The 12,530-nt window shown below is 34.8% G+C and carries 13 protein-coding genes; all 13 read left to right on the plus strand.

The genetic code is table 11. The features are described from left to right. Positions 1-2: 2 nt before the first annotated feature. Positions 3-1,115 carry an L-dopachrome tautomerase-related protein gene (locus tag ACHRVL_RS13150; protein ID WP_395413434.1) on the plus strand — a complete coding sequence of 371 codons (1,113 nt, stop codon included), beginning with the start codon at positions 3-5 and terminating at the stop codon, positions 1,113-1,115. Positions 1,116-1,265: 150 nt separating this feature from the next. Further along, on the plus strand, positions 1,266-3,230 hold the full coding sequence (locus ACHRVL_RS13155; protein WP_395413437.1) for an L-dopachrome tautomerase-related protein: 1,965 nt from the start codon (positions 1,266-1,268) through the stop codon (positions 3,228-3,230). A 146-nt stretch (positions 3,231-3,376) separates the two neighbouring features. Then, complete coding sequence (locus ACHRVL_RS13160; protein WP_395413440.1) at positions 3,377-3,820, plus strand: hypothetical protein; 444 nt, start codon at positions 3,377-3,379, stop codon at positions 3,818-3,820. Position 3,821: 1 nt separating this feature from the next. Continuing rightward, a complete protein-coding gene (locus ACHRVL_RS13165; RefSeq protein WP_395413442.1) occupies positions 3,822-4,103 on the plus strand; it encodes a DUF427 domain-containing protein in 282 nt (93 codons plus the stop codon). Positions 4,104-4,109: 6 nt separating this feature from the next. Next, positions 4,110-4,721 carry a hypothetical protein gene (locus ACHRVL_RS13170; protein ID WP_395413444.1) on the plus strand — a complete coding sequence of 204 codons (612 nt, stop codon included), beginning with the start codon at positions 4,110-4,112 and terminating at the stop codon, positions 4,719-4,721. 124 nt (positions 4,722-4,845) lie between these two features. Further along, entirely contained in the window at positions 4,846-6,000 is a 1,155-nt protein-coding gene (gene egtB / locus ACHRVL_RS13175; RefSeq protein WP_395413446.1) for an ergothioneine biosynthesis protein EgtB, read from the plus strand. A 10-nt stretch (positions 6,001-6,010) separates the two neighbouring features. Beyond that, positions 6,011-6,232 (plus strand): hypothetical protein, encoded by a 222-nt coding sequence (locus tag ACHRVL_RS13180; RefSeq protein WP_395413449.1) that lies wholly within the window; start codon positions 6,011-6,013, stop codon positions 6,230-6,232. 2 nt (positions 6,233-6,234) lie between these two features. Beyond that, complete coding sequence (locus tag ACHRVL_RS13185) at positions 6,235-7,455, plus strand: alpha/beta fold hydrolase (RefSeq protein ID WP_395413452.1); 1,221 nt, start codon at positions 6,235-6,237, stop codon at positions 7,453-7,455. Positions 7,456-7,481: 26 nt separating this feature from the next. Further along, entirely contained in the window at positions 7,482-8,042 is a 561-nt protein-coding gene (locus ACHRVL_RS13190) for a DUF6642 family protein (RefSeq protein WP_395413454.1), read from the plus strand. Between the two features lie 152 nt (positions 8,043-8,194). Further along, the gene (locus tag ACHRVL_RS13195; RefSeq protein ID WP_395413457.1) at positions 8,195-9,673 is read left to right on the plus strand and encodes a BCCT family transporter; all 1,479 of its coding nucleotides are present in this window, start codon (positions 8,195-8,197) and stop codon (positions 9,671-9,673) included. Positions 9,674-9,781: 108 nt separating this feature from the next. After that, entirely contained in the window at positions 9,782-10,726 is a 945-nt protein-coding gene (locus ACHRVL_RS13200) for an L-histidine N(alpha)-methyltransferase (protein ID WP_395413459.1), read from the plus strand. Between the two features lie 103 nt (positions 10,727-10,829). Continuing rightward, on the plus strand, positions 10,830-11,675 hold the full coding sequence (locus ACHRVL_RS13205; protein ID WP_395413462.1) for a helix-turn-helix domain-containing protein: 846 nt from the start codon (positions 10,830-10,832) through the stop codon (positions 11,673-11,675). 381 nt (positions 11,676-12,056) lie between these two features. Then, positions 12,057-12,515, plus strand: coding sequence for a peptide-methionine (S)-S-oxide reductase MsrA (msrA, locus tag ACHRVL_RS13210; protein WP_395413465.1), 459 nt, complete (start codon positions 12,057-12,059; stop codon positions 12,513-12,515). Positions 12,516-12,530: the final 15 nt, after the last annotated feature.

Raw genomic sequence — 12,530 nt, forward strand, 5'->3', positions numbered from 1 at the left:
ATATGAAAAAAATATTTCATTTCCTTATAATTGCCGTTATGGTAAGCTTTTCGTCTTTTGCACAAAGCGTACCGGAAAAGCCTGTAGAAGTCTATGCTACAGTCGATCAAGCTGCAGGTAATATAGCGTTTACAGCACAAGGTGATTTAGTGTATAGTCACCATCCCTTTTTCAAGCCGCAGTATAGGGTAGTGTCATATAATTCAAATACCAAATCAGTGAGTCCATTTCCTAATCTATCCTGGAATACACCCCGTACATCCGATGATCACTATCTTTCAAATGTACTTGGAATCAGAGACGATTCCAATGGAATAGTCTGGATGCTTGATATGGGACAACGCGATCCGGTCACGCCTAAAATAGTAGGGTGGAACACACTGACAAACCAACTGGAGAGAATCTATTATTTACCGGTTACTGCGCTGAAGGATACCTCTCAGCCTAATGATATGGTGGTGGATCTGATACATCATGTTTTTATTATTGCAGATGAGGGCATCGGAAATGGTGGTGATGGCTCTACCGCGGCGTTGATTATTACCGATATGAAGACAGGTCTGAGCCGTCGGATACTCGAAGGAACGCGTACGACATTGCCAGAAAATACACCTACAGTAATTAATGGCAAAGCCTTGGCTGTTAATGGTAAAAATCTCCTGGTAGGGGCGGATGGAATTACAGCGGATTCAAAATTTGAATGGCTTTATTATGCACCGTTAAATGGCACTAAATTGTACAGGGTACGCATATCAGATTTAATCGATGAAAGTCTGTCGGCCAACAAACTCGACAAATTGATAGAAACCTTTTCATCTAAACCTAATAATGGCGGACTGAGCATTGACACAGCTGGCAACCTTTACCTCACAGCCCTGGAAAGCAACAGTGTATCAGTCATACTGGCTAAAGACAGAAGCGTTCATCAGCTTGTCAGGGATAAAAATATGTTGTGGCCTGATGGTGTTAGCTATAACAAAAAAGATGGCTATATGTATGTTTCTGCTGCACAAGTACATTTGGGCGCTGTATTCAATGATGGCGTGGAGAAGTCCACCCAGCCATTTTATATTTTTCGGTTCAAACCTCTTGCAAAGGGAGTGCCTCACAGGTAAACACTCCGCTTAACATCGCCATTATTTGCTGATTGCAAATTTAAATGTTCCAACGCAAAAGATCTATTCTAATAACCCAATGAGTTATAAGGATTACCGTTTTTAAATAACTGAATATCATATAAAAGTATAATATAAAAAATAAAAAAAATGAAAAAATACATTTTAATACTAGCTGCCGTCTTGGCAATTAATAGTGTCTCACAGGCACAAGAAAATAAGAAAGATTTAGAAGTTGTTGCTGAGCTCCCTGTTCGGCCTGCTAATGCAGCTGTTTCAAAAGACGGAAGAATTTTTGCTACTATTCATCCTTTAGGAAGTACTGAGTTGCAGCTGATAGAGATAACGGGAAAAAAAACTTTCAAACCTTATCCAAATAAAAGCTTTCAACGAGATGGGAAATCTGCAACTGATAAAACTTTAGATGCACCATTGGGAGTTGCCATTGACAAAAGCGGGGTACTTACAGTAGTAGATATGGGATCAAACCTGGGTAAGACCAGAATATTCCGTTTCGATACCAAGAAAAACGTTCTCATAAATACAATTGAACTTTCAGAGAAGGTAGCCCCAAAGGGAAGCTTTATTCAGGATTTGGTTGTGGATGATGTCGAGGGATGGATTTACCTTGCCGATATCGTTAATCCGGCGATTATAGCCTTAAACATAAAAACAAAAGAAGCGCGAAGATTTAGCGGCCATCCATCATTGCAGGCTGAAAACAAAGATATGATTGTTGACGGAAAATTGACAAATTTTAACGGTGAGCCTGCCAGGGTAGCCATTGATCCTATAGGATTGTCTCCAGACAGGCAGACATTATTTTTTGGAGCAATGAACTCCACAGCATGGTACAAAGTAAATACTAAATTATTTAAAACAAATGCTGCCGACGGCGAAATTGGAAAATCTATTCAGTTAGTGGGCAGAAAGCCAATAAGTGACGGTGCTTTAACAGATAGTGACGGAACTCATTATTTTACAAATGTTACTGAACATGCTATCAGTAAGTTGGACAAAAATGGTAACCTTTCCAATATTATACAAGATCAACGTCTGCTTTGGCCGGATGATCTTTCAATTAATAATGACTGGATGTACATTGTTACAAACCAGCTTAATACCACCCCGGCATTCACCGGAGGAAAAGATTCAGGAAATGCACCTTACGTTATCTATCGTTTTAAGTACAGGGAAAATGCAAAAAAAGACGTCAAGGACAGCTATACTCTAAACAGTGAAAGCTTATATCCTGAAGGAATTGATTTTGATTTTAATAATAATCGTTTTATTGTTGGGTCCCTTTACAATGCGGAAGTCTTTACAATGTCTTTAGATGGTAAATTATCGCCTTTCATCAAAGAAACAAACATTAATACTTTAACCGGTGTATTTACCGATGAATTAAGAAACAGGTTAATCGTGGTTGGCGGGGATATAGGATTATCCAAAAAAAGCGCACCTAAGGGAGCAAGTGCCGGTCAGACTGCAGTTGTGGAAATTTACGATTTAGCTACCGGAAAATTAATTCGTGCGATTGACTTAAAACCTTTAACACCAAATGCCGGAGGTTTGGCAAACGATGTGGCTGTTGATGAAAATGGTATAATATATATTACAGATTCATTTTCCCCAGTTATCTACAAAATAGACAGGAACTACAAGGCATCAATTTTCTCAAGCTCGGAACTTTTCAAACCCGCTGCCGGGAGTTTTGGTTTAAATGGAATTGTATATCATCCGGACGGTTATTTATTAGCAGCTAAAACCGACAATAATAAATTGTTCAAAGTTTCTATAGCAAACCCTAATGAAATAACAGAAGTAAAAGGGATGTCATTCAAAGCTCCTGACGGATTGGAATTTACAAAGGATTACAAGCTGATCATCGCAGGTGATGCGGTTGCAGGTGATGGTAAAACCTATACTTTTTCAAGCAGTAATAATTGGGAAAGCGCAACATTGACAGGTGAAATGAATATCGGAAAAGATGAATTCCCTACAACAGTTGCTCTTGCTCCGAACGGTGAGGTGTATGTGGTATCTGCAAAACTTGGAAGATTAATAGTTGGCGACACCAAACAAAACACTTTTACTATTCAAAAAATTAAATAGTCAAAAAGTTAGGATTACAGGCGGGCCTGATATTTTACTTTTCTCTGAGCATAACTGCTCAGAGAAAAGTTTCTAAGCAAGCAGAAAGATCCGGACCTCCTAATCATGTGCAGACGGAACTTAAAAATCATTTATAAAACAAGATCATGGACAAAATAAAACTAAAAAAATTCCTAATTGAAAACGAATCTCACACCATTGAAAATACTGAAGAACGGTTGCTGGAATTTGTGAAAGGAACCCTGCTAAATAGAAATGATGTTATTGATCAGGACGACCAGTCACACCATAGACAGGAAGAAAGGCTGCGAAACAAACTGGACGAGCAGGTTCATGACCACCACAACCATCTTGAAGAAATTGAAGCGTTAAGTTTTAATCCTTCTGATGTTGTAGAGCCAGGAGCCGTGATAAAGGTGAACGACAGCTATATGGTTGTTGCAACTGCCGATGCTGCTTTTAAGTTTGATGGAAAAGACTTTATCAGTATTTCTACCAAAGCTCCATTGTACCAATGTATGATGGGCAAGAAAAAAGGAGACATGTGCAGTTTTAATAACTTCAATTTTGAAATTAAAGAAATATACTAATATGAAAGCAATATACAACGGAGAGATAATAGCCGAAAGCTCGGATACAATTGTAATTGAAGGAAATCACTATTTTCCACCAGGCAGTTTGAAAAAAGATTTTTTTAAGGAAAGCGGTACGCATTCCACCTGTGCGTGGAAAGGTTTAGCATCTTACAATACAATCGAAGTAAATGGAATGACCAATAAAGACGCCGCCTGGTTTTATCCGGATCCTTCTGAGAATGCTAAGCAAATAAAAGGTTATGTCGCCTTTTGGAAAGATGTTAAAATCACTGAATAAATTTCTATGTTTAATAAATTAGAGCTAAACGGGATTGAAGCACTCGTGCTTTTCCCCGAAAATTATTCAGATGAAGAACAATATCCGGTTTTCATTGGACTTGCAGGCGGAGGACAGAGCCACGCGATAGTACAATTTAGCGCCAGTACTTATTTTAATTCGGAATTTTTTAAAGATTATATTCGTATAATTCCCATTAATACCAACAATCATAATTTCAAGGATTATTCATCAGATGATATTAATGACTTTATTGAAGGTATTCGTGATTATTTTAATGTAACAAATTCAAATTGGGCTATTGGCGGAGTTTCTAATGGAGGAAAAGCAGCATTTAATTTTGTAGCTCAAAATCCTTTATTGTATCTGTATGTAGCTTCGTTTCCCGGTGGAATTTTTGAAAATGAGCCAAATAATGAATGGAGTCATTTAAAGATAGTTTTAGCCAATGGCAAAAAAGATGGGGACTCCTGGCTATTAGAATCTAAAGCTACATACGAAAAACTTTTACCTATAGTTTCCAGTATTGATATTATGGTTATTGCGGGGCAAAATCATACGCTTACTGCAACGTATGATATAAATCAGATTTATTCGAAATTATTTCAAAACAATTAAATTAAGATAGTAGAAGATCCCATCAATAAAGCGTAATTTTAGCTGGCATGGGAAAAACAAAAAAAAATTTAATATCACTTTGCCCGTTAAAAGATAAATTACTTCAATTATTTAAAAAAAAAGGATGAAAAACAGATTTATTGAAATGAGAAAGAAATCTGAAGATTTATGCAAACCTTTAATCATTGAAGATTATTCGCTGCAGCCTTCAGAATTTGTTTCGCCGCCGAAATGGCATTTGGCTCACACCAATTGGTTTTGGGAAGAATTTATTTTGACAAAATATTTGAAAGACTATACGGTTTATCATCCTGATTTTTCCTATTTGTTTAACAGTTATTACAATACTATCGGGAAAAGAGTTTTGAGGCCTAGCAGAGGACTCATGACCAGACCATCAGTTGAAGAGGTTTACAAGTATAGAAAATATGTCAATGATGCAATGGAAACTTTGCTTTCTGCCAATTGTGATGAAAAGCTTTTGGAACTTGTTGAAATTGGCATCAATCACGAAGAGCAGCATCAGGAGCTTCTTATTTATGACATAAAATATATTTTTGGAAATCAGCCCGCTTTTCCGGTTTATGGGAACTCGCATGGCTTACCTGAACAAAATATAAATAGTGAATTTATCAGAATTCAGGAAGGTATTTATACTATTGGTCATCAGGCAGAAGGTTTCAGTTTTGACAATGAACTGGGCGTACATAAAGTCTATCTTAATGATTTTGAAATTTCGAGTCAATTAGTAACTAATGCTGAATTTATAGAATTTATTGAAAATGGGGGTTATGCCAATTTTAATTTTTGGCATGATGAAGGCTGGCAGTGGGTTAACAGCAATAAAATTGAAGCGCCCTTATACTGGCATAAAATAGAGGGTGAATGGTTCAAATACGACTTAAGCGGATTGCAAAAGGTAAATTTATCAGAGCCCGTAAACCACATTAGTTTTTATGAGGCTTTTGCTTTTTCCGAATATAAAGCAATGCGACTGCCAACAGAATTTGAATGGGAAATTGCTTCTGGCCAATTTGGCTGGGGACAACTTTGGGAATGGACCAACAGTGCTTATCTGCCCTACCCAAATTTCACTAAAGCCCCGGGTGCTCTTGGCGAATATAATGGAAAGTTTATGATCAACACTATGGTTTTAAGAGGTGCATCAGTTGCGACACCTGTAAACCACAGCAGAAAAACATATAGAAACTTTTTTCATCCCCATATGCGCTGGCAATATTGTGGTATTAGACTGGTAAAAAAAAACAGAACGGATTAAAAATAAAAGGATGGATAAAGAAACGATAATCAAAAAACTAATCCAGGAGGGCTACACAACAGACTTTACCTTAGACAAAGATTGTTTGTATTGTGAGGAAACCAGAACTACTTATATGCTTAAATCTTTCAGCGTGGACATGGAAATGGGCTTTACGGAGGACGGCATAAATAAAAAAATCAGAGCTGTCAGTTCAGAAGAATTTGGTTTAAAAGGATATAATTTATATTAAAAATGAAAAAAATCGAATTACCTATAAAAAACAAAAACGGAGAATCCTTAGCTGCCCAATTAATAACACCAATGAGTGGTAAGGTTAGCAGTATCGCAATTTTTGCGCATTGTTTTACCTGTTCATCCAGCCTGGCTGTAGTTAGAAACATTTCATCAGAACTAACCAACCAGGGAATAAGTGTCTTAAATTTTGATTTTACAGGACTTGGCCATAGTGGTGGCGATTTCAGTGAAACTACATTTTCCAATAACATTTCTGATATCCTGGCTGTTAATGAATTTCTAACGGAAAATTATATTGCACCTACTATATTAATCGGGCATTCTCTTGGCGGCGCTGCAGTGATTATTGCTGCAAACCTGCTATCCAATATCCAGGCAGTGATCTCAATTGGTGCGCCGTCTTATGTAAAACATATAGCCAAACATTTTGGAGCTTTGGAAGATACCATTAATAAAAAAGGAGAAGCTGTTATATCAATCGGAGGAAGGCCTTTTAAAATAAAAAAACAATTTATTGAGGACTTGGAAGCGCATAATTTAGAAGATGAGGTAAAATTGCTGCGCAGGCCACTGCTGATATTGCATTCTCCTCAGGATTTAATCGTTGGTATTGAAAATGCTGCCGCTTTATATCACAAAGCAATTCATCCAAAAAGTTTTATAAGCCTTGATGGAGCTGACCATTTGATCAGTGATAAAAAAGATGCCTTTTACGTAGCTGAAGTCATTTCGAGCTGGGTAAAAAGATATGTTAAAATAAAAAAAGAAGAAATAGCGGTAAAAGATACACAAGGAGAACAAGTTTTGGTGTACCACGAGACGATCGTACCATTTACAAACCATATTTATACTAAAACGCATCACATTTATGGTGATGAACCTGTTGAATTTGGCGGAGATGGCCTGGGATTATCACCTTACGAACTTCTAAACGCTGCGATTGGTTCCTGTACCGTACTAACTTTAAAATTGTATGCCCAAAGAAAACAATGGGATTTACAAGAAGTTTTCGTGTACTTAAGTTATTCTAAAAAACATGCAGAGGAGTTAAATTTAGAAATTGAAGAAATGGGACAATTGGACCACATTTCCAAAAAAATTAAACTCATCGGCAACTTAACGGAGGAGCAGAGAAACAGATTAAAAGAAATTGCTTCCAAATGTCCGGTGCATAAAACGGTAGCAAGCAAAGTATACTTTGATACAGAATTAATTTAAAAACAGAAAAATTAAATTTACATTCAATGATGCCGGAAAGTTTTATTTATTGTTTAGAAAAAGTACCAGATTCTGAAATTAATCAAAAAACAGACGTCTTAATCAGTTTAGAAAAGTTAGCGCTAAAAGAAGAGATTACCAGTATTTACAAATCTTGCGACTCTATTGAAGGATTTGAAGAAAGTATACTCCAATTAACTAAAAACGATGATAACTTTAAAAATTATGATATCATATATTTTGTTTTAGAAGGTGAAGGAGACAACATAATTATCAACGATTACAGCTATAGTTTACAGGAAATTGCCGAACTTTTTGAAGGAAGGATGAGAGGTAAAGTAATACATTTTGCAAATACCAAAACATTAGATATAAGTAATGAAGAAGCAAGATATCTGTTAGATGTTACAGGGGCAAGGGCAATTTCGGGGTATGGAGAACTAAATGATATAAGCAGTACAAAAAACCTTGACTTTGATTTTTTTAGTTTATTTTATGAGTTTGATCATATTATTGATGTTTACAATCAATTAAACGACAACCATGGTACATTATGCAGGATTTTAGATTTTAAATTATATTATTAATACTAGATACAGTGAAGGAGCATGTGCAATAAAATGCAGATTTGCATTGTTATTCTGGGCAGATAGAGTTGTAAAGCAGACTATTGAAATCACTCAAATTATCTAAATCTAAAAAGCATATGATTTCATGATGATTAAAAAAAAAACAAACTTTGAAAGATAAATTAAAAATTTACAATAATAAATTATTTCTTGCAGGCATTTCATTTAGTGTCCTGTTTTGTATAGTTGGTCTGGTGTTCCCAAGTAAACTCATACATTTTCTGTCTTTTTCTAATGATTTTATTTTAGATAAGTTTAGGTTTTTCTATTTATTATTTGGGTTATTAATTGTTCTCTTTGCATTGTCACTTGTTTTTCTGCCTTTCAGCAAAAAAAAATTAGGCGAAACAAAACCAGAGTATTCTTATTTTTCCTGGATTGCATTGTTATATAGTACAGGAATGGGTTCAGGTCTTTTATTAAGAGCTGTTCAGGAGCCCATGTATTATTTGCAAAACCCACCTGTACCTACTTATGATTCCAAACAAATTGCCCTTCAGTATACTTTTTTCCATTGGGGGTTTACTCCCTGGGCAATGTATAGTCTTTTCGGGTTAATAGTTGCATACAACCTTTATAATAAAAAAGGGAAAAATTTTTTAACGGCTATCGTGATGAATGTAGGCAGTAGTACAATCAAAAAAATTATTCCCTTTTTTATTATCATGATAACCATTGCGGGAGTTATCGCCTCACTTGGTTTAGGAACAAGCCAGTTTATTGGAGGAATTAATCAATACTTTAATTTAGATCTGGGGTACAAATCGCTGTTGATTACGGTGTTAATAATTGGCATAACAGGCACACTTTCTGCCTTAACAGGAATCTCTAAAGTGATAAAACATCTTGCCGATTTTGACATAACAATATCATTGCTATTGTTGGTTTTCGTAGCTTGTTTTCTTGACTTTCAGGATTATTTTTACAATACCATTTTAGCAATTTATCATTATGTAATTCATTTCTTTGAGATGAGTTTGTCCATCGGAAATTTTAAAACCTCCGAACAATTCAACAAAGGCTGGACCGTTTTTTATTGGGCTTTTTGGCTGGCCTGGGTTCCTTTTACGGGAATATTTATAGCACGAATTTCTAAAGGAAGAACAATAAGAGAGTTTATCTTTGCTACAATATTTGTTCCGGCTATTGCAACTATTATTTGGTTTTCTGTTTTTTCAAATAGTGCATTTGAAATTGTGAAAACCTCTGATATCAAACAATTTGATAATGTATTTACCTCATTGTTTGTTTTTTTAGAACACTATCCTTTATCGGTTATTACTGTTTTCGTAACTGCCATATTAGTTCTGGTTTCAATTATTAATTCAGTGGATTCAGCCATTTTTGTTTTAGGAATGTTTAGCGATAGCGGAAAAGAAGACCCATCGAAAAAACATAAATTTTTTTGGGGCATGATCATCACAACTACTGCTATAGGTTTGACCGCCGCAGGCGGTAACGACCTGCTTAATGCAATTAGCAATTTACTTATTATTCTGGCACTGCCGTTTAGCCTTTTGTATTTATATATAATAATTTCTTTCGCAAATCAATTAATTAAAAAGCGAAAAAATGAGATTTACAACTGAAATTGAGGCTGCTTTGGGTTTAAGAACACGCTTAGCTGGCGCTGTTAAAGCAGATGATAAACATACCGGCCTTTACTGGTAAGAAAATAACAATAATAAAAAACACTAATGCTGGAACAATTTAAAAAAGAAGTGATTGAAGGGTTAAGCAAAATAACACAAAAAACACTGCCTTCAAAATACTTTTATGACAAAAAGGGAGATGGGTTATTTGTGAAAATAACGCGGCTGCCCGAATATTATCTTACGCGTGCAGAAATGGAAATATTTCAGGAAAAAACCTCCGAAATTATGGCTGCATTAGAGCTCGATAATGGTAAAAAATACAGTGTAGTGGAGCTCGGAGCAGGAGATGGCAGTAAAACGGTACATTTACTGAGAGAGTTAATCAAAAGAAATTATGATTTTGAATATTTACCTGTTGATATTTCCAGTAATGCCCTGGATGGAATTAAAAATTTTTTAAGCACCGAGCTTCCAACATTAGTTGTGAAACCCAGCCATAATGAATATTTTAAAGCATTAGAAAACTTAAAACAGGATGGAACTATCAAGATTATTCTTTTTTTAGGATCAAATATCGGAAACCTGATGGATGATCAGGCAACCGAATTTATTTACCAGCTTGGTTCGAGTTTATATAAAGGAGATAAAATTATTTTAGGCGTTGACTTAAAAAAAGCTAAAGAAATTATCCTGCCAGCCTACGATGATAATCAGGGGATTACTGCTGAATTTAATTTAAATTTATTAGATAGAATAAATAAGGAATTAGGTTCAGATTTTATTAGAGCTAATTTTATTCACGCTCCGGTTTATGACGAGGAAGAAGGGATTGCCAAAAGTTATATTAAAAGTTTAGTCAAACAATCGGTAATATTAGAGAATCATGAATTTAATTTTGAAAAAGACGAATTGATTCATACGGAGGTTTCAAGAAAGTACGATGATCAGGTTGTGAAACAGATTTTGTCCAGGACAGATATTACCTGGGAGCATAAAATCACTGATGATAATAATCTTTTTGCTGATTATATTTTGCAAAGAAATTAAAAATTACAAATTTTGTCAGGGTCTGCGTGTGAAAGAAACCACTGTGAAGCCCTAAACAATAATAGAGGATTTTGCTCCTCCCTGCAGATTTTAAATATTCTTAATGAAACAAAATAATTTTAGCAGGATGATATTTAAAGGAAGATTAGAAGAATATTTATTTGTATCGGAAATAACACCCGAAAGAATGTATATGGTCAATCAGGATTTAAAAACAGGATTGTCTATTATTTGGAATATTGGAGCCCAGGCAAATATTACTATAGACAGTCAGCCCTTTATGATACAAAAAGACTGCCTTATATTCATAACGAGTTTTCATACCATTCAAAAATTAGAATTTGAAAAATTAAGAGTTATTCAATTCAATAAGCCTTTTTATTGTGTTGAAAATTCAGATAGTGATGTTGGCTGCAAAGGACTGTTGTTTTTCGGAGCCTCGAGTGTACCAAAAATTCAAATAGAAAACGAGAATTCGAGGCAATTTGATTTGTTGTGGAAAATTTTTGAAATGGAAATTGAGCAAAGGGACGATTATTCTCTCGAGATGCTAATGTCATTATTAAAGCGGTTTTTAATCTTATGTGTAAGGATTTATAAAAATCAAAGCTTAAACATTAATAGCGATGCAAATTCAATCGGCGTAATAAGAGAGTTTAATTTCTTAGTTGAAAAACATTATAAAACCAAAACTACAGTTGCAGCTTACGCAGATATGCTTTTTAAATCTCCCAAGACATTGTCTAATTTTTTTAGAATGCATATTGATCGAACACCAATTGAGATCATTAACAACAGAAGACTATTGGAAGCTAAAAGGTTATTAAAATATTCTACTATTCCTATTCAGGAAATTGCTGATGAGCTCTCTTTCGGAGATGTACAGGCATTTAGCAATTTTATAAAAAAGCAAACGGGACAAACACCTACAATGATCAGGGTGAAGTAAAATTAAAGGGAATTATTTGCAATTATTAGGGCAGTTTGTGTACAAGCTGCCCTTTCGTTGTTTCGTATTTTTGTACCGTAATAAAGAGCTGTTTTTCATGCTTTATTAAAAGTTTAATGTAGAGCCGGAAAGTATTATTGGTAAATAAAAAAAGGCCTGGATTCTAAAAAATATAAATTCTCTATTAAGGAATAATTTACAAATATTAAGGAAGTTTGAATTATGAGATAGCTGCTTGATCGACGTAAATTTGTACTATAAATTAATATTTAAAATATTGCTGAAAATAAAATAATTAAAGGGAAAAATTTATTGGGTGTTGCAGGCAATACGGTTAACAATAAAAACAAATAGGAATGTCTAATTAAAAAAAAAGTAAAAATGAAAAATATAGAGTTTGCCACTTTTGGCGGGGGTTGTTTCTGGGGTGTTGAAAAGTTTCTACAGGATATACCAGGTGTTATCGATGCAGTATCAGGATATGCAGGAGGAGAATTTATTGATCCATCTTATGATGATGTCTGTGGGGGCATAACAGGACATGCAGAAGTAGTAAATGTAGAATTTGATGCCGATGCGATTTCTTATAGTGCGTTATTAGAAAAATTCATTTCAAAATATGGTACAACAAACATTCATAATTTAGATTCTGTTACACAATACAGATCGATTGTATTATACAGAGATAGTGAACAGGAAGAAGCAACAAAAAAAGTATTTGAAAATATTGGGGCTAATGGCGGAAAAAAAATAGCGACACAAATCACTGCTTTGGAAAAATTCTATATAGCAGAAGAGGGCCATCAGGATTATCATGGCAGCTGCAGAGTTAAGGATTAATTTAAAATACAATTA

Origin of the sequence: Flavobacterium sp. FlaQc-28 (assembly GCF_044007415.1) — a bacterium.
GTDB lineage: Bacteria > Bacteroidota > Bacteroidia > Flavobacteriales > Flavobacteriaceae > Flavobacterium.